The sequence below is a fragment of the Pseudarthrobacter sp. B4EP4b genome, assembly GCF_006680095.1.
Taxonomy (GTDB): Bacteria; Actinomycetota; Actinomycetes; order Actinomycetales; family Micrococcaceae; genus Arthrobacter.
In genome coordinates this window covers 18,947-35,871 of the sequence record NZ_VHIJ01000052.1, presented here as the reverse complement: position 1 = coordinate 35,871, position 16,925 = coordinate 18,947, and the positions used below count along the sequence as shown (strand labels likewise).

At 66.3% G+C, this 16,925-nt stretch carries 15 protein-coding genes; 8 read left to right on the top strand and 7 right to left on the bottom strand.

The features are described 5' to 3' along the window. Positions 1 to 2 precede the first annotated feature (2 nt). Both FNL14_RS18395 and FNL14_RS18390 read right to left on the bottom strand, forming a co-directional pair. Positions 3 to 2,246 carry a biotin carboxylase N-terminal domain-containing protein gene (locus tag FNL14_RS18395; protein ID WP_142062961.1) on the bottom strand — a complete coding sequence of 748 codons (2,244 nt, stop codon included), beginning with the start codon at positions 2,244 to 2,246 and terminating at the stop codon, positions 3 to 5. A gap of 5 nt (positions 2,247 to 2,251) precedes the next feature. Then, positions 2,252 to 3,859 carry a carboxyl transferase domain-containing protein gene (locus tag FNL14_RS18390; protein WP_142062959.1) on the bottom strand — a complete coding sequence of 536 codons (1,608 nt, stop codon included), beginning with the start codon at positions 3,857 to 3,859 and terminating at the stop codon, positions 2,252 to 2,254. Between the two features lie 145 nt (positions 3,860 to 4,004). Between FNL14_RS18390 and FNL14_RS18385 the strand changes: the two genes are divergently transcribed. Next, positions 4,005 to 4,709 (top strand): TetR/AcrR family transcriptional regulator, encoded by a 705-nt coding sequence (locus FNL14_RS18385; protein ID WP_142062956.1) that lies wholly within the window; start codon positions 4,005 to 4,007, stop codon positions 4,707 to 4,709. Between the two features lie 131 nt (positions 4,710 to 4,840). Here FNL14_RS18385 and FNL14_RS18380 read toward each other — a convergent pair whose 3' ends face one another. The 3 genes from FNL14_RS18380 to pdhA are packed head-to-tail and all read right to left on the bottom strand — an operon-like array spanning position 4,841 to position 8,471. After that, the gene (locus FNL14_RS18380; protein WP_142062953.1) at positions 4,841 to 6,301 is read right to left on the bottom strand and encodes a dihydrolipoamide acetyltransferase family protein; all 1,461 of its coding nucleotides are present in this window, start codon (positions 6,299 to 6,301) and stop codon (positions 4,841 to 4,843) included. 8 nt (positions 6,302 to 6,309) lie between these two features. Beyond that, positions 6,310 to 7,320, bottom strand: coding sequence for an alpha-ketoacid dehydrogenase subunit beta (locus FNL14_RS18375; protein ID WP_142062950.1), 1,011 nt, complete (start codon positions 7,318 to 7,320; stop codon positions 6,310 to 6,312). Further along, on the bottom strand, positions 7,320 to 8,471 hold the full coding sequence (gene pdhA, locus FNL14_RS18370) for a pyruvate dehydrogenase (acetyl-transferring) E1 component subunit alpha (protein ID WP_370455882.1): 1,152 nt from the start codon (positions 8,469 to 8,471) through the stop codon (positions 7,320 to 7,322). The genes FNL14_RS18375 and pdhA overlap by 1 nt, the downstream gene beginning before the upstream one ends. A gap of 236 nt (positions 8,472 to 8,707) precedes the next feature. Between pdhA and FNL14_RS18365 the strand changes: the two genes are divergently transcribed. Both FNL14_RS18365 and FNL14_RS18360 read left to right on the top strand, forming a co-directional pair. Continuing rightward, a complete protein-coding gene (locus FNL14_RS18365) occupies positions 8,708 to 9,181 on the top strand; it encodes an Lrp/AsnC family transcriptional regulator (protein ID WP_091418192.1) in 474 nt (157 codons plus the stop codon). A 209-nt stretch (positions 9,182 to 9,390) separates the two neighbouring features. After that, on the top strand, positions 9,391 to 10,032 hold the full coding sequence (locus FNL14_RS18360; protein ID WP_255470911.1) for a hypothetical protein: 642 nt from the start codon (positions 9,391 to 9,393) through the stop codon (positions 10,030 to 10,032). A gap of 108 nt (positions 10,033 to 10,140) precedes the next feature. Here FNL14_RS18360 and FNL14_RS18355 read toward each other — a convergent pair whose 3' ends face one another. Then, positions 10,141 to 11,757 carry a cation acetate symporter gene (locus tag FNL14_RS18355; RefSeq protein ID WP_091418212.1) on the bottom strand — a complete coding sequence of 539 codons (1,617 nt, stop codon included), beginning with the start codon at positions 11,755 to 11,757 and terminating at the stop codon, positions 10,141 to 10,143. Then, positions 11,754 to 12,134 carry a DUF485 domain-containing protein gene (locus tag FNL14_RS18350; RefSeq protein ID WP_142062944.1) on the bottom strand — a complete coding sequence of 127 codons (381 nt, stop codon included), beginning with the start codon at positions 12,132 to 12,134 and terminating at the stop codon, positions 11,754 to 11,756. Before FNL14_RS18350 ends, FNL14_RS18355 begins: the two co-directional genes overlap by 4 nt. Positions 12,135 to 12,309: 175 nt before the next feature. Here FNL14_RS18350 and FNL14_RS18345 point away from each other — a divergent pair, with 175 nt between their 5' ends. The 5 genes from FNL14_RS18345 to FNL14_RS18325 all read left to right on the top strand — a co-directional run bounded on the left by FNL14_RS18345 (position 12,310) and on the right by FNL14_RS18325 (position 16,922). Beyond that, positions 12,310 to 13,518: a sensor histidine kinase gene (locus tag FNL14_RS18345; protein ID WP_091418513.1), complete on the top strand. Its 1,209-nt coding sequence runs from the start codon at positions 12,310 to 12,312 to the stop codon at positions 13,516 to 13,518. 37 nt (positions 13,519 to 13,555) lie between these two features. Further along, positions 13,556 to 14,272, top strand: coding sequence for a LytTR family DNA-binding domain-containing protein (locus tag FNL14_RS18340; protein WP_142062941.1), 717 nt, complete (start codon positions 13,556 to 13,558; stop codon positions 14,270 to 14,272). Next, entirely contained in the window at positions 14,269 to 14,619 is a 351-nt protein-coding gene (locus FNL14_RS18335; protein WP_091418217.1) for a DUF485 domain-containing protein, read from the top strand. The genes FNL14_RS18340 and FNL14_RS18335 overlap by 4 nt, the downstream gene beginning before the upstream one ends. 67 nt (positions 14,620 to 14,686) lie before the next feature. Beyond that, positions 14,687 to 16,153 (top strand): cation acetate symporter, encoded by a 1,467-nt coding sequence (locus tag FNL14_RS18330; RefSeq protein WP_091418219.1) that lies wholly within the window; start codon positions 14,687 to 14,689, stop codon positions 16,151 to 16,153. A gap of 79 nt (positions 16,154 to 16,232) precedes the next feature. Next, positions 16,233 to 16,922 carry a hypothetical protein gene (locus FNL14_RS18325; protein ID WP_142062938.1) on the top strand — a complete coding sequence of 230 codons (690 nt, stop codon included), beginning with the start codon at positions 16,233 to 16,235 and terminating at the stop codon, positions 16,920 to 16,922. Positions 16,923 to 16,925: the final 3 nt, after the last annotated feature.

Below are 16,925 nucleotides of genomic sequence, written 5' to 3'. Positions count from 1 at the left end.
GGCTAGGCTCCTTTGCCTGTTGCATCTGTGTCTGGGGCTGCATCTCTGTTTGCTGTTGTGTCCGTGGGGTTGGTGCTCTCAGCAGCGGGGTGCGGATGAATGGTGGCCAGCACCTGGTCCGCCTTCACGAGGTCTCCGGGACGGGTGGTGAGGTGCACTGTTCCGTCCAGCGGAGCCAGCAGCTGGTGCTCCATCTTCATGGCCTCCACCGAAACGAGTACCTGCCCGGTGGTGACGGCGTCACCGTCACTGACCGGAACGGACACCACCGTTCCCGGCATGGGCGAACGCACGGCTGGATCGGCGGCGCCCTCCTCCCGCTGGATGGCCGCAAGCACCCGTTCAAGCCGGGACTCCCGGGTCAGGACTTGCAGCCGGCAGGACCAGCCCCCGTTGCCGAGGAAAATTTCGGCAGGCAGAGGGTTGTCAGGGCCGGGCGTATGCGGTCCGGGCTGCACCCTGGCCAGCGAGTACTTTGCGGACTCACCGTCAAGGATGATCTCAGCCTGGCCGGCACCGGGGAAACTCAGTGTGGCCTCACGCCGCGCGCCACCATCCACGGCAACGGTCGCAGTCCCCTGCCGTGCGGATTCAAGCACCTGCACTGTTGCCACACCGCCGTCGGGCGTTCCCAGGCTGATCCGGCGGGGCGCGGGCGCTCCCAGCCGCCAGCCGTTGCGGGCGTGCCACGGGCCGGCCGGTAACTCCCCGCCCTCTGTTTCCTCCGCCGCAATTGCGAAGAGCGCCGCCACCACCAGTTCCGCGCCACCCACGCGGCGGAAGGCCAGATCCGGCAGTTTGCGCTCGATCAGGCCGGTGTCCAGGTGGCCGGCACGGACATCGGGATCGTTGATCAGCAGTCGCAGGTATTCGACGTTGGTGTCCAGGCCCAGGGCCGTGTAGCCCGCGAGCGCAGTATCCAGCGTTTCCAGGGCTGCGGCCCGGTCCTCACCCCAGGCGATGACTTTGGACATCATGGGGTCGTAGCTGGAGGACAGCTCCAGCCCCTCCGCCAGGGAGGAATCCACCCTGATCCGGCCCTTCCCGGCAGCCGTCTCCACGCCGGGGGTGCTTCCCGGCCACTGTCCGGGAGCGGGCAGTTCGTCCAGCAGCAGAACTGTCCCGGTGGACGGCAGGAAGTTCCTCTCCGGGACTTCGGCGTAAACGCGCGCTTCCACGGCGTGTCCGTTAAGTTCGACGTCGGCCTGCCGGACAGTGAGTTCCTCGCCGGCGGCGATCCGCACCTGCCACTCCACCAAGTCCACCCCGGTGACCATCTCGGTAACCGGATGCTCCACCTGCAGGCGGGTGTTCATCTCCATGAAGTAGAACTCATCCGGCGCCTCGTCCGAGACCAGGAACTCGACGGTTCCGGCGCCACTGTAATTGACGCTGCGCGCAGCGTTGCAGGCGGCCTCGCCAATGCGGGCGCGGATGGCGCCGCCGTCGGGCAGGGCTTCCAGCAACGGCGACGGGGCCTCCTCGATGACTTTTTGGTGCCGCCGCTGCAGGGAGCATTCACGCTCGCCCAGGTGGATGACGTTGCCATGATTGTCAGCGAGCACCTGCACTTCGATGTGCCGCGGCGTGGATACCAGGCGCTCGAGGAAAAGGGTGTCATCGCCGAAAGCGCTGGCCGCCACGCGCCGGGCGGTGGCCAGGGTGGCCGGGAGGTCCTCGGGGCGTTCCACCACGTGCATGCCCTTGCCGCCTCCGCCCGCGGAGGGCTTGATCAGGAGCGGAAACCCGACAGCGCCGGCGGCCTGGATCAACTGCTCATCGGCCATGCCGGGCTTCGCTATCCCCGGAACCACGGGGACACCGTAGCCGGCAACGTGGTTTTTGGAGCGGATCTTGTCCCCCATCATGTTCAGCGCCTCGATGCCGGGGCCGATGAACGTGATGCCGGCCTGGTCCAGGGCGCGGGCAAAGTCGGCGTTTTCGCTCAGGAAGCCGTAGCCCGGGTGCACCGCTTCGGCCCCGGTCTTACGGCAGGCTTCAAGGATGGCGGCGATCTTCAGGTAGCTCTCTGCTGCCGCGGCGGGGCCGATCCGAACGGCGGTGTCAGCCTCGCGCACGTGCCGGGCGCCGGCGTCGGCATCGCTGTATACGGCGACCGAACGGATGCCGAGGGCGCGAAGGGTACGGATGACCCGGCAGGCGATCTCGCCGCGGTTGGCCACCAGGACTGTGCCGAAGAGAGGTTTCCGGGCTATGGGCGTGGTGGCAAGGGAAGGCGTGGTCATGGGGCTCACATCCTGAAGAGGCCGAAGGAGGTTTCCGGCAGCGGGGTTCGGGACACCACGTCCAGCGCCAGGCCCAGGACCATGCGGGTGTCGGCGGGATCAATCACGCCGTCATCCCATAACCGGGCGGTGGAGTAGTACGGGCTGCTCTGGTCCTCGTATTGCCGGCGGATGGGCGCCTTGAAGGCTTCCTCGTCCTCGGCGGACCACTCCTGGCCGGCTGCCTCGTACTGCTCACGCTTGACGGTGGCCAGGACGCTGGACGCCTGGTTGCCGCCCATCACCGAGATGCGCGCCGCCGGCCACATCCAGAGGAACCGCGGCGAGTACGCGCGGCCGCACATGGAGTAGTTTCCTGCGCCGAACGAGCCGCCGATGACCACTGTCAGCTTAGGCACCCGGGCGGTGGCGACGGCCGTCACCATCTTGGCGCCGTTTTTGGCGATGCCGCCTTGCTCGGCGTCCCTGCCCACCATAAAACCGGAGATATTCTGCAGGAACAGCAGAGGGATCCCGCGCTGGTCGCACAGTTCGATGAAGTGCGCGCCCTTGAGCGAGGACTCGCTGAACAGCACACCGTTGTTGGCTACGATGCCCACCGGGTGCCCGTGCAGGCGGGCGAAACCCGTCACCAGGGTGGTGCCGTACTCCTTTTTGAATTCGTGGAACCTGCTGCCGTCCACCAGCCGCGCGATGACCTCATGGACGTCGTAGGCGGCGTTGACGTCCGTGGGCACGGCACCATAAAGCCCTTCAGGTTCTGTGACGGGTTCGACGGCGGCACTCACGTCCCACGCCGGTGGCGCGGGAGGCGGCAGGGTGGCCACGATGTCGCGGATGATCTGCAGGGCGTGTTCATCGTTCTCTGCAAGGTGGTCCGTCACGCCGGAGATCCTGGAGTGGACGTCCCCGCCACCGAGCTCCTCGGGGCTGACGATTTCACCGATCGCCGCCTTCACCAGCGGCGGTCCGCCCAGGAAGATGGTGCCCTGGTTACGGACGATCACGGTTTCATCGCTCATCGCGGGAACGTAGGCGCCACCGGCCGTGCACGAGCCCATCACGGAGGCAATCTGCGGAATCTTGGCCGCGGAGAGCCGGGCCTGGTTGTAGAAGATCCGGCCGAAGTGGTCCCGGTCCGGGAAAACCTCATCCTGTTTGGGCAGGAAGGCGCCGCCGGAGTCCACCAGGTAGATGCACGGCAGCCGGTTTTCCAGCGCAATCTCCTGGGCCCGGAGGTGCTTCTTGACGGTCATCGGGTAGTAGGTTCCGCCCTTGACCGTGGCGTCATTGGAGATGACCAGCACGTGGCGGCCGTGGACCAGGCCTATCCCGGCGATCACTCCTGCGCCGGGAGCCTCGTCGTTGTACATCCTGTTGGCCGCGAGGGGGGCAATTTCGAGGAACGGGCTGCCGTCATCCAGCAGCTGGTCGATGCGCTCACGCGGCAACAGCTTCCCCCGGGCCACATGGCGCTGCCGGGATTTCTCCGGTCCGCCCAGGGCGGCGTCGGCGAGTTTCTTCCGCAACTCTTCGGCAAGCTCACGCTGGGCGGCGCGGTTGGCCGCAAACGCCTCTGCAGCCTCATCGAGCCGGGTGGCAAGGGTCTCCATTGACGGTCCGTTCCTGTTCCGATCCGAGGACTGCTTGGGCAACTCGGTTAGTGCTCAATAACTGAAATTCAGGTTAGTCTGGATTAACTGTGAAGTCCACCACATAGCCGCTCTTGCTAGAATCTGCGGGATCCGAGGAGGAAATGTGCGCAGTACCGACGCCACGCAGACCGGCGCTGCCCGGACCCGCCCGTCAACGCAGGGTTCATCAACACAGGGGCCGTCAACGCCGTCCCCATCATCGGCCCCATCAACACAGCGCGGGCAGGCGAAGGAAAGCCGCAGGCAGGCACTGCTGTCGGCTGCGGCGTCGCTGTTTGCGGTCAACGGGTTCAACCGTGTTTCCCTGGAGGACCTGGGGGCGGCCGCCGGGGTCAGCGGGCCTGCCGTCTACCGGCACTTCCCTGGCAAACAGGCAGTCCTCGCGGACCTTCTGGTCACCGTTAGCCAGGAGCTGCTCGACGGCGGCCGCCAGGTCGCGGCCCGCAACGCCGACCCTGCCTCCGCCCTGCGGTGCCTGGTGGAATTCCAGGTGGACTTCGCCCTGGGCAAGCCGGACGTCATCCGCGTCCAGGACAGGGATTTCAGCAACCTTTCCGAGCAGGACCAGGCAGCAGTACGGGCACTCCAACTGAGCTATGTCGAGGTCTGGGTGGACGTCCTCGCCAAGCTGCACCCGGACACGGATATCGCCGAACTCCGGATGCGGGCGCATGCCACGTTCGGGCTGATTAACTCCACGCCGCACTCCGTGCGCAGCCACGGCCGCAAAATGGCCGCCCGTTCCGCCCGGCCCCTCCTGGAAAACATGGCGCTGGCCGCGCTGCTGGTGGACGCCCCGCAGGACTAGGACACCCGCGCGTGGGATTCCCTCTTGGGGAATCCCAACCACCTTTACACGGGGACGGCCCTGGGCCGCTCAAGCGTTGCTGACCGGCAACGCTTATGCGGTCCAGGGCCGCGGCTTCGTCTGCAAGCCCCCTACACCATGGCGAGGACCATTCCCGGGTCGGCCAGGATGGCACCGACATCCGCCAGGAAGCGCGAGCCCTGCTCCCCGTCCACCAAGCGGTGGTCGAAGGACAGGCTCAGCGTGAGGACCTGGCGCAGGGCCACTTGCCCCTGGTACTCCCATGGCATGTTCCGCACGGCTCCGAGGGCGAGGATGGCTGCCTCCCCCGGGTTCAGGATGGGTGTGCCGGCGTCAATCCCGAAAACGCCAATGTTGGTGATGGAGATGGTTCCGCCGGACAGGTCGGCCGGTGTGGTTTTGCCGGCCCGCGCGGTTTCCGTCAATTCAGTGAGCGCGTCCGCCAGCTGAAGGAGTGACAGCGAATGCGCTTCCTTGATGTTGGGAACGGTCAGTCCCCGGGGCGTGGCGGCTGCGATGCCCAGGTTCACGTAGCTGAAGGTCACGATCTCCTGGTTCGCCTCCTCCCACCGCGCATTGAGCGCCGGGTTTCGCCGCAGGGCGATGAGGACGGCCTTCGCTGCGAGGGTGAGCGGCGTCAGTTTGTGGCCGGTGAACTCGCGGCTTCCTTTGAGCCTTGCCAGCAGCTCCATGGCGGGAGTGACGTCCACGGTCAGGAACTCCGTGACGTGCGGCGCGGTGAAGGCGCTCTCCACCATGGCCGCCGCCGTGAACTTGCGGACTCCCTTGATGGGCGTCCGGGTTTCCCGCTCCCCTTGGGACAGGGCGGCTGCCGGGGCAGCCGGCTCCGGTTCGCGGGAGCCGTCGTTTGCCGATTGCTCCTCCACAAAGTGCTGGACGTCCTCGCGGGTGATGAGCCCCTGTGGTCCCGTTCCGGCGACAACTTGCAGGTCCACACCAAGGTCGCGGGCCAACTTCCGCACCGGCGGTGTGGAACGCGGCCGGGTATCGGCATGCCCGGTTTCGACAGGCACGGTTTCGACAGGCACGGTTTCGACAGGCTCAACCACCGAAGACTTGGTTTCGACAGGCTCAACCACCGAAGACTTGGTTCCTGCAGGCCCGGTTTTGACAGGCTCAACCACCGGGGCCAGGTTGCGCGGCCGACGCACCGGGCGGCCCGAGCTTTCGACGACGGCTCCGTACCCCACCAGGTTCGGTTCCCTTTTGGCCGCGGCCGGCTCCTGCTCCGGATCCGGCTTCTGCCCTGCGGGGGACGTCGCGGGGGACGACACGGCGGTGAAGGGCGCTGAGGAGGAGGTCCCGGCGTCGTCGGCCACTTCAAACGACACGATAGGCTTGCCCACTTCCACGATGGTGCCGGGCTGCTCGTACAGTTCCTTGATGACGCCGGCAAAAGGGGACGGAAGCTCCACCACGGCCTTGGCAGTTTCCACCTCGGCGATCACCTGGTTCAGGCTCACGGTATCCCCCACGCCGACTTTCCAGCTGAGGATTTCCGATTCGGTAAGTCCCTCGCCCAGGTCCGGGAGCCGGAATTCCTTGATCATGATGCCGCTCATCCTTCCAGCCCGCTGAGGGAATTCGGCCGGCCCAGGGCACGGTCCACCCCATCGAGGATCCGGTCCAGGCCCGGCAGGTGGTGCATTTCCAGCTTGGAGTACGGGTACGGGATGTCGAAGCCGGTGACCCGCACCGGCGCCGCTTCCAGGTAGTAGAAGCAGCGTTCGGTGATGCTGGCTGCCACCTCCGCACCGACGCCGCCCGACTGGCCCGCTTCATGCGTCACCACCAGGCGGCCGGTCTTGCGGACCGAGGCAACAACGGTGCCGTAGTCCACCGGGGCCAGCGAGCGCAGGTCGATGACCTCGATGGAAATCCCTTCATCGGCAGCGGCCGTAGCGGCGTCACGGGCAGTCTTGACCAGCGGGCCGTAGGCCACCAGGGTAACGTCGGTGCCGTCTGTGACAACCCGGGCCTGGTCCATCGGAACAGCTGTCCGCGGATCAAGCGCCTCGTCCACCTCACCCTTATCGTGGTAGCGGCGCTTGGGCTCGAAGTACAGCACGGGGTCGTCGCAGGAGATGGCCTGCTGGATCACTGTGTGGGCGTCCTGCGGGTTGGACACGGTCACCACTCGCAGCCCGGACGTGTGGGTGAAGTAGGCTTCCGGCGACTCGGAGTGGTGCTCCGGGGAGCCGATCCCGCCGCCGAACGGAACCCTGATGGTGATGGGCATCTTGACGGCGCCCCGGGTGCGGTAGTGCAGCTTGGCCACCTGGCTGACGATCTGGTCAAACGCAGGGTAGATAAAGCCATCGAACTGGATCTCCACCACGGGACGGTAGCCGCGGTAGGCCAGCCCCACGGCCGTCCCCACAATGGCCGATTCAGCCAGGGGCGTGTCCACAACACGGTGCGTGCCGAAATCCTTCTGCAGCCCGTCGGTGACCCTGAACACACCGCCCAGTGCGCCGATGTCCTCGCCGAGGAGGACCACTTTGGGATCGTTTTCCAAAGACTTGCGCAGGCCGGCGTTAATGGCGCGGGCAAAGGTCATCTGGGTCATCAGCGTGCACCTTCTTCTGACACGGCTTCAGCGGGATCACCGAAAGAAGCCAGGTAACGGGCGTAATGGTCCTGCTGCCGGTCCAGCCAGGAGTTGGGCGTGCTGTAAACGTGTTTGAACACGTCCAGCGGCTGCGGGTCCGGCATGGTGGTGCAGCCCGTGCGCATTTCCCGGGCCACGGCGTCGGCCTTGTCCCGGACCTGCTGCTGCAGTTCTGCCGTGAGCAGGCCTTTGCGGTCCAGGAGCGCCGCAACACGGCTGATCGGATCCTTTGCCGCCCAGTCCTCCAGTTCGTTGGCATCGCGGTAGCGGGTGGGGTCGTCCGCTGTGGTGTGCGGACCCATCCGGTAGCTGACTGCCTCGATGAAGGTGGGACCGCCGCCGCGCCGGGCGCGGTCCAGCGCAACCCTGGTGGCGGCCATCACGGCCAGGACGTCGTTGCCGTCCACCCGGAGGCTGGGGATGCCGAAGCCTGCGGCCCTGTCCGCCAGCTGGATGTGCGACTGAAGCCGGACCGGTTCGGAAATGGCCCAGTGATTGTTGGTGCAGAAAAACACCACCGGCACCTGGAAGCTCGCGGCAAAAACCATCGCCTCGTTGACGTCGCCTTCGCTGGTGGCGCCGTCGCCGAAGTAGGTGACGGCGGCTGAATCCGCGCCATCGTTCTGGATTCCCATGGCATAGCCGGTGGCGTGGAGGGTCTGGGCACCGATGATGATCTGCGGCGTGGCCATGTTGATGGAGTACGGATCCCAGCCGGAGGAGGCGTTTCCGCGCCACACCCTCACGATGTCAGTGAGGTCTACGCCCCGGCAGTAGGCAACGCCGTTTTCACGGTAGCTGGAGAACACAAAGTCGTCCTCGCGAAGGGCCCGTCCGGAGCCGATCTGAGCGGCTTCCTGGCCCAGCAGCGGGGGCCACAAGGCAAGCTCACCCTGCCGCTGCAGGGCTGTGGCTTCGACGTCGATGCGCCGGATGACGGTCATGTCCTCGAAGAGCGAGCACAGGTGGTCGTCGGTGATGTCCTGCAACCAGGGATCGAATTCCGGGTGGCTGACCCGTTCCCCGGAAGGGGTGATCAGCTGGACGAGTCCGCCTGCCCGCCCGGGGGCTTCAGCGCGACCGCCCGCGCCGGTGAAATCAGCAGCGATGGGGGCACTTGCGCTGCGTTGGCCCATTCCGTCTGTAGACACGATAGCCGCAACCTCTCACGTCGTTGACCTGCGGATTCGATGGACTTGTGGTCCCGCCGCCGCCGGCCTTCCGGGCGCCGTTGCCCCGGATAATTGTGACCCTACTCACAATGCTCATTGGGTACAACCACCGCGCCCGTCGCTGAGCAGAATGCTCTGTCTGGACGCTCGGGACGGTGCTAACGTTGCGCATTATGCAAGCTTTGGATGGCACTGATACCCGGCTGCTCTCGGCCCTGGCCCAGGACCCGCGGCGGACGGTTGTGGCCCTTGCCCAGAAGCTGGGACTGTCCAGGAACACGGTGCAGGCCCGGATGGCCCAGCTGGAGAAAAAGCACGTGTTCCTGTCCTTCGAACGCCGGATCAATCCTGCGTCCCTGGGCTACCCGCTGATGGCGTTTATTTCTGTCCATGTCCAGCAGCAAAAGCTGGCGCAGCTGGCGAAGGACCTGGCCGACGTGCCGGAAATCCTGGAAGGCTACGGCCTCACGGGCTCCGCCGACCTGCTGCTTCGTGTGGTGGCGCTGGACGCGGAGGACCTTTTCAGGATTAACGGAAAGATCCTCGCCTGCGACGGCGTGGACCGCACGGACACGGCCCTGGCCATGGGGGAACTCATCCCGTTCCGGGTCCAGCCCCTGCTCGAGCGGGGTTCGCAGGGCGCTTAGCAGCCCACCCGCTGTTGCCGAAGCAGGCCCCTGCCGCCAGGGACGGGCAGGGACGGGCGTCCGGCACGCACTCACGTCGGCTAGGGATGCCCCGCCATAAAGTACGACGCTACGCCCGCCCGCTATAGGCTGTTGCGAGTTATCCACGGGTGCCGTTCAGTGGCCCCGCGACCAGGCGATGTTTTGCACCCCGCCGGAAAGGCCTTATCTTGGGCAATCCTCAGGAACCGTACCAGCCGGGAGAACCCGGGTTCGCGCCGCAGCAGCAGCCTGTACCCGCACAGCAGTCGCCGGTGCGCAGCGGACAGGCCTACGGGACCCCCTCCAGTGCTGACGAGGCCCCCGCCGGTGCTTACCGCAATTCCGCCGCCGGATACCCTGAAGCCACTCCGTTCGGCCTGCCGGGCCAGCAGCCTCCGGCCAAGGGCAGGCGGAAGCTTTGGGTCATCCTCGGCAGCATCGGTGGCGTCCTGCTGCTCGTGATCCTGGGGATCGTTATCCTGGTGAATGTGGTGGGCAGCGCCACCAACCACGCACGGGGCCTTGCCGACGGTTTCACCAAACTCGTCATCGAAGGCGAAAATTCCAAAGCCTATGACGATTATCTCGACCCCGCCCTGCAGGAACAGCTGTCCAAGGAAGCCTTCATCACCGGCGTCGAAAGCCTGGACATGGACGGCTCCTGCAGGCCGTCCTACAACGACCTGAAGGTCAGCACCGAGAACGGTGTCAAGGCGGCGGACGTGGCCGGCGTCATCACCTGTGACGGCAAGGAAGTGGATCTTGCCTACCGGTTCGAAGGCACGGACCAGCTGAAGATGACCAACATCAAACTCCGGCCCAAGGCCTAGCCCCCAGCCAGGACCAGGAACACAAAAGAGCCTCCGCGCCAGGTAGCGCGGAGGCTCTTTTGTTGCCCGTGAGGAGGGGTCAGGTCCGGAGACCGGAGCGTCCCGGGATCAGTGGTTGACCGCCTTCTCGGCACCCACACCGGTGAGGGACCGGACCTCCATCTCGGCCTGCTTGGCAGTGTCTTCGCGCTTCTTGTCCAGGACGGTTCCGAGCCAGCCGAGCAGGAATGCCAGCGGGATGGACACAATGCCCGGGTTGCTCAGCGGGAACAGGGCGAAGTGGGCGTCCTTGATCATGGACGTCGCCCCGCCGGAAACCACCGGCGAGAAAATGATCAGCACAATCGCCGCACCCAGCCCGCCATACATGCTCCACACCGCACCCTGGGTGGTGAACCTCCGCCAGAACAGTGAGTAGATGATGGTGGGCAGGTTGGCCGAAGCAGCAACGGCGAACGCCAGGGCCACCAGGAACGCCACATTCTGCCCGTTGGCGAGGATGCCGCCCAGGATGGCAAGGATGCCGATGACCACCACGGTGCGCCGGGCCACCCGGACCTCAGTGTCGGCGTCGGCCTTGCCCTTGGCGATGACGTTGGCGTAGATGTCATGCGCGAAGGACGCCGCGGCGGTGATGGTCAGGCCGGCCACAACGGCGAGGATGGTGGCGAAGGCCACCGCCGAAATGAAGCCCAGCAGCAACGGGCCGCCCAGATGGAAGGCCAGCAGGGGTGCCGCAGCGTTCACGCCGCCCGGCGCGGTCTTGATGGTGTCCGCACCCACCAGCGCGGCCGCACCGTAACCGAGCACCAGGGTGAAGAGGTAGAAGAGCCCGATCAGCCAGATGGACCACACGACGGACTTGCGGGCTTCCTTGGCGGTGGGGACCGTGTAGAAGCGCATCAGCACGTGCGGCAGGGCAGCAGTGCCCAGGACCAGCGCCAGGCCCAGGGACATAAAGTCCAGCTTGGACGTCTCGGTCTTGCCGTACTGCAGTCCGGGATTCAGGACGGCCGGGTTGTTGGCCGTCTCCACCGCACCACCCAGCAGGGCGGAGAGGTTGAAGCCATAGATGGCCAGGACCCAGAAGGTCATCACCGCGGCGCCCGCGATCAGCAGGATGGCTTTGATGATCTGCACCCACGTGGTGCCCTTCATGCCGCCGATGAGTACGTACATGATCATCAGGGCGCCGACGACGATGATCACCAGCGCCTGTCCGCCCCAGTCGCTGATACCCAGGAGCAGGGAGATCAGGCTTCCGGCGCCGGCCATCTGGGCCAGCAGGTAGAAGAAGCAGACGGCGAGGGTGGAGATGGCGGCGGCGATGCGGACCGGCCGCTGCCTGAGCCGGAAGGACAGGACGTCCGCCATGGTGAACTTGCCCGTGTTTCGCAGGAGTTCGGCAACCAGCAGCAGCGCCACCAGCCAGGCCACCAGGAAGCCGATGGAGTACATAAAACCGTCGTAGCCGTTGATGGCGATGGCGCCGGTGATGCCCAGGAACGAGGCGGCCGAGAGGTAGTCGCCCGCGATGGCGGTTCCGTTCTGGGAGCCGGTGAAGGAGCGGCCGGCCGCATAGTAGTCGGCGGCCGTCTTGTTGTTGCGGCTGGCGCGGAACACAATCACCATGGTCACGGCGACGAACAGGCCGAAAATGCCCATGTTCAGCAGGGTGGTGTCCTTCAGTGCGGCGACATCAACCGCTGCAAGTACGTTGATCATTTGTTCGCTCCGCCCACTCGCTTGCCGTGCTTATCGAATTCGTGCCCCTCGATTTCGTCCCGGATCTCCTTGGCGATGGGGTCAAGGCGCTTGTTGGAGTAGTGGACATACCAGCCGGTGATCGCAAACGTGGAGACGAACTGGAGCAGGCCGAAGATCAGGCCGATGTTGATGTTGCCCCAGACTTTGGTGGACATAAAGCCCACGGCGTAGTCCGCCAGCAGGACGTAGGCGAAATACCACAGCAGGAATGCCACTGCCATGGGGAAGACAAAGCTGCGGTGACGCTTGCGCAGTTCCTGGAACTGCCCGGTCGACTGGACCTGTTCAAAGTCCACGGACGCCGCTGCGTCCGGAGTGTGGGCCTCGTTTCCCATCGTTCCTCCTCATTGAGACTTGCCTTGACACACCCCATCCCGGACAGGGAAACCACAAGTGTGACTGCAATCACTTTGCTTTCCGGGATGCCCCAGATTCCATACCTGGCCCCGCCGGCGTCGCTCAACGGTCGGGATGCTGCGCCAAACGGCACCCGCCGCTACGCTGGGCACCATGCTGGACTCCCCCCTTCTGACCGCCGCGGCGGTGGCGGTCATCGCCATGGCCGTGGCCGTCGTCGTCGGCGTGGGGCTCAAGGTGCTCCGCTCCTTCCGGGACCTGGGCACCGATGCGGAGCGCGCCACCTACCACACCCTGCATGCGGCATCGCAGGCGGGGCAGCACCTGCGCCGCGGCCTGAACCCGGCCGGCGCGGCCAAAGCCAGCCGGCACCTGCGGACGCTGCTGGGCTGCGAGGCCCTGGCCATCACTGACACCACCGGGGTCCTGGCATGGGATGGCGCAGCCGAGGAACTGAAGCCGCACGTGATGCGCCTCGCGGAAGGGGTGCTTGCCGGCGGCCGGACAGTGGTGTTGCCCGCCGGGAGCCCGACGTCGGCGGACGGCGCACCGACTGAGGGGACGGGTGGGCCACTTGCTGCGGTGATTGCGCCGGTGCGTGCGGGAACTGGCGTGGTGGGGGCGGTGGCGGCTTTTGCGCCGTCGGCGGGTGCTGGACTGGTCCGGGCCACCAGCGAGGTGGCGGACTGGGTGGCCGTCCAGGTGGAGCTGGCCGAGCTGGACGCATCCCGCACCCTGCTCATGGAGGCCGAGGTCCGGGCCCTGCGTGCGCAGATCAGTCCCCACTTCATCTACAACTCATTGAACGCCATCGCATCCTTCATCAACACCGACCCCGCCCGCGCCCGGGAACTGGTGGTGGAGTTCGCCGATTTCACCCGCTACTCCTTCCGGCGCCACGGCGACTTCACCACCCTCGCTGAGGAACTTCGCTGCATCGACCGGTACCTGCTCCTGGAGCGTGCCCGGTTCGGCGAGCGTGTGCAGGTCAGCCTGCGGGTGGCGCCCGAAGTCCTGAGCACGGTCATCCCCTTCCTCAGCCTGCAGCCGCTCGTGGAGAACGCGGTGCGGCACGGGCTGGAGGCCAAAGAGGGTCCGGGGCACATCAGCATCACCGCCAACGACGCCGGAGCGTACGCCGAAGTGACCATCGAGGACGACGGCGTGGGCATGGATCCTGCCCAGCTGCAGTCCACCCTGGCCGGCCATACCGATGGTGTCCATGTAGGGCTGCGGAACGTGGATGCCCGCCTCCGCCAGGTCTACGGCAACGACCACGGGCTGGTCATCGAGACGGCGCCCGGAGAGGGAACGATGATCACCATGCGCGTGCCCAAGTCCCAGCCCGGCCACGATGCCTGAATCAACCGGTGGGGCCGCGGAAAGCTAATCTAGGAAGATGATTAACGTCCTCGTCGTCGATGATGAGCTGCCCGCCGTCGAGGAACTGGCGTTCCTGCTGGGCCGCGACGACCGTATCGGCACCGTCCAGCGGGCCACCTCCGGCAGCGAGGCCCTCCGGGCGCTGGCCACGGGCCAGATTGACGCTGTTTTCCTGGACATCCACATGCCGGCCGTGTCCGGCCTGGATATTGCCCGCGCCATCAGCGGAAGCAGGAATCCCCCGGCGGTGGTGTTTGTCACCGCGGACGAGGACCATGCGCTGAAGGCCTTCGAACTCGCCGCCGTGGACTACCTGCTCAAGCCGGTCCGTGCCGAACGGCTGGCACGGTCAGTGGGCCGCATCAGTGAACTGCGCGACGGCGGTGCCGCACCGGAGATGATCACGGTGGACCAGGGCGGGACCACCAGGATGATCCGCCGTGATGATGTCACGTACGTCCAGGCGCAGGGTGATTATGCGCGGCTTCACACCGCTGACGCGAGCTACCTGATCAGGGTTCCGCTGGCCGATCTTGAACAGCAGTGGGCGGACGCCGGGTTCATCCGGACCCACCGCTCCTACCTCGTCGCCCTGAAGCATGTGACCTCCATGAAGCTGGCAGCGGACGGGCCCAGCGTCACCGTCGCCGGGGCCGGACTGCCCATCAGCCGCCGCCACCTGCCGACCGTCCGGGAGAAGCTGGGCGCCACCCGGATCAGGCCGCACGCATGACCAGGGTCCGTGTGACGGCTCCGCGCTCAGCGGCACTCCCTGCGGTGGAAAGCCGGGAAGCGGCGCAGGCCTCCGAGGTGGGGCAGGTGTTCGTCAGGTCCCTGATCCGCTCCCAGCTGCGGCTTGCCCTGGTGGTGGCCGGCGGGTTCCTGCTGATCCTCGCCGCCTTCCCGCTGCTGCTCGCCGTGGTACCGGGCTTGTCGGAGACCCGCATCGTGGGGATCCCCTTTAATTGGCTTCTCCTCGGGGCGGGCATCTATCCGCTGATCGGGCTGAGTGCCTGGTTCTACGTCCGCACCGCAGCCCGCAACGAAGCACGCTACCGGGACCTGGCCGGTGACCAGTGAAAGGGAACCCGGCAATCCGCAGTGAACCCGGGCAGGGCACCGTCGAGCAGGGACCAGTGACGGCAGCATGAATCCAGGCGTCGCCATCGCCGCGCTCGCAGTGGTCTCCGTGGCCACGGCGGTGATTGGCTTCTACGGCCTGCGGATCTCCCGCACCACAGGTGATTTCTACGTCGCTTCCCGGACCGTCCGGCCCTGGTGGAATGCCTCGGCGATCGGCGGCGAATACCTCTCCGCCGCAAGCTTCCTGGGCGTTGCCGGGCTCATCCTGCTCTCCGGAACGGACGCATTGTGGTTTCCCGTGGGCTACACCGCCGGATACCTGATGCTGCTGCTGTTTGTTGCTGCCCCGCTGCGCCGGTCCGGGGCGTACACCATTCCCGACTTCACCGAAGCCAGGCTGGACTCACGGGTTGTCCGGAAAGTCACCAGCCTCGTGGTGGTAGTAGTGGGCTGGCTCTACATTGTGCCGCAGCTCCATGGCGCCGCCCTGACCATCCGCATCACCACCGGCTTGCCCTCCTGGGTGGGATCGGTGGCGGTGGTGATCGTGGTGTGCCTGACGGTGGTGGCAGGCGGCATGCGTTCCATCACCTTTGTGCAGGCTTTCCAGTACTGGCTCAAGCTCACGGCCCTGGCCGTCCCCATCCTGTTCATTATTTTTGTGCTGGCCGGTACGGGAACACCGGCACTGTCAGCTCCTGCCGTGAACCCCACCGGGCTGGCCTCTTCGGGGGCGTACCAGAACGTGTCGCTGCTGGTGGCCCTGCTCTTCGGCACCCTGGGTTTGCCGCACGTCCTGGTCCGCTTCTACACGAACCCGGACGGGCAGTCGGCCCGGCGCACCACCGTGATCGTCCTTGGCCTGTTGTCCGTGTTCTACCTGTTTCCCACCGCGTACGGGCTGGTGGCCAGGATGTTTGCCCCCGGCCTGGCCCGCACCAACCAGGCCGACGCCCTGGTCCTGCTCCTGCCAGGCGAACTGGTGGGCGGCACCGCCGGAGACCTGCTCTCGGCCCTTGTGGTGGCAGGCGCTTTTGCCGCCTTCCTGTCCACTACCTCCGGCCTGGTGGTCTCGCTGGCCGGCGTCATCAGCCAGGACGTCCTGGGCGGCGAAGTAGGCGGCTTCCGGCTCGCGGCGGTGGTCTCCGCCGTCGTGCCGCTGGGCTTCGCCTTTATGACCGATTCGATGGCCCTGGCCGGCAGCGTGGGCCTGGTGTTTGCGTTCACCGCCTCCACGGTGTGCCCGGTGCTCCTGCTGGGGATCTGGTGGCGGGGTCTTACCGACGCCGGCGCGATCGCCGGGATGGTGACGGGCGGGCTTCTGTGCGGCGGGGCGATGATTGCCGGTGCCCTGGCGGGAGCTGCGAACCTCGCGCCCTGGCTGGCGCAGCCGGCGGCGTGGACCGTGCCCACGGCCTTCGCCGTGATGGTGGTCGTCTCGCGGGCCACTGCGCACAGAATCCCTGCAACAATGGCCCGGGTCATGACGCGGCTGCACACTCCGGAAAGGCCGCTGGCCACGGAACGCTGATTCCGCCGTCGGCAGCCCTTACATTTCCCGACACTCCCTTTTCCTCGCGCTGATGCCAGTGATGGGAGAGAATTGCGCCATGTCCATCGAGGGCGAAAGCCCGTCCGGCGCACCGGCCGAAGTCCCCCCGTCCGTGCGGGCGCAGCTGCTGGCCACTGAGCATTGGGGCCTGCTTGCCTCCCGCAGCACCACCCAGAGCGAGGTGCTGACCCGGATCAGCATGTTCCTCACCTTTACGTCCGCGAGTGTGGTGAGTGTTGCGCTGGTAGGGCAGGCCACGGGTTTTTCCGATGCCTTTGTCCTGCTGGCCGTGGTTGTCCTGTTCATCGACTCGGCGATTGGGCTCCTGACCCAGCTCCGGGTAATGAACGTCGCCTACGAGGACCTGATGTACGTCACCGCCATGAACAGGCTGCGCGCGGCCTACGTGGACCTGGATCCCGGGGTGGCACCGTACCTCATGGCGGCACACCACGACGACGAGGCCGGTTCCAGGCAGACCTACTACTTCTTCGGCGCCAGGGGAAGCTTCAGCCAAGTGGCTGGCAGCAGCATGATCTTCATGACCACGGCGAACGCTACCTTGATTGCCATCCTGGCGGGACTGCTGGTGACGCTGGCAGGCGCCGGTACGGCAGTGGCCACGGTGACAGGCGCCGTGTGCGGAGCGGGTTTCCTCGCCGTGTCCGTCCTGCGCGGGGGCCGACGCTACCGCAATCTGTGGCGCCGCTTCACGCCGCTCTCCCCCACGCCCCCGGATAAGGGCTGAACG

What these genes read in the sequence shown, in the direction of transcription:
- FNL14_RS18395 (WP_142062961.1), bottom strand. Translation starts at nt 2,246, where the DNA reads ATGACCACGCCTTCCCTTGCCACCACGCCCATAGCCCGGAAACCTCTC.
- FNL14_RS18390 (WP_142062959.1), bottom strand. Translation starts at nt 3,859, where the DNA reads ATGGAGACCCTTGCCACCCGGCTCGATGAGGCTGCAGAGGCGTTTGCG.
- FNL14_RS18380 (WP_142062953.1), bottom strand. Translation starts at nt 6,301, where the DNA reads ATGATCAAGGAATTCCGGCTCCCGGACCTGGGCGAGGGACTTACCGAA.
- FNL14_RS18375 (WP_142062950.1), bottom strand. Translation starts at nt 7,320, where the DNA reads ATGACCCAGATGACCTTTGCCCGCGCCATTAACGCCGGCCTGCGCAAG.
- FNL14_RS18365 (WP_091418192.1), top strand. Translation starts at nt 8,708, where the DNA reads ATGCAAGCTTTGGATGGCACTGATACCCGGCTGCTCTCGGCCCTGGCC.
- FNL14_RS18355 (WP_091418212.1), bottom strand. Translation starts at nt 11,757, where the DNA reads ATGATCAACGTACTTGCAGCGGTTGATGTCGCCGCACTGAAGGACACC.
- FNL14_RS18350 (WP_142062944.1), bottom strand. Translation starts at nt 12,134, where the DNA reads ATGGGAAACGAGGCCCACACTCCGGACGCAGCGGCGTCCGTGGACTTT.
- FNL14_RS18345 (WP_091418513.1), top strand. Translation starts at nt 12,310, where the DNA reads ATGCTGGACTCCCCCCTTCTGACCGCCGCGGCGGTGGCGGTCATCGCC.
- FNL14_RS18340 (WP_142062941.1), top strand. Translation starts at nt 13,556, where the DNA reads ATGATTAACGTCCTCGTCGTCGATGATGAGCTGCCCGCCGTCGAGGAA.
- FNL14_RS18335 (WP_091418217.1), top strand. Translation starts at nt 14,269, where the DNA reads ATGACCAGGGTCCGTGTGACGGCTCCGCGCTCAGCGGCACTCCCTGCG.
- FNL14_RS18330 (WP_091418219.1), top strand. Translation starts at nt 14,687, where the DNA reads ATGAATCCAGGCGTCGCCATCGCCGCGCTCGCAGTGGTCTCCGTGGCC.
- FNL14_RS18325 (WP_142062938.1), top strand. Translation starts at nt 16,233, where the DNA reads ATGTCCATCGAGGGCGAAAGCCCGTCCGGCGCACCGGCCGAAGTCCCC.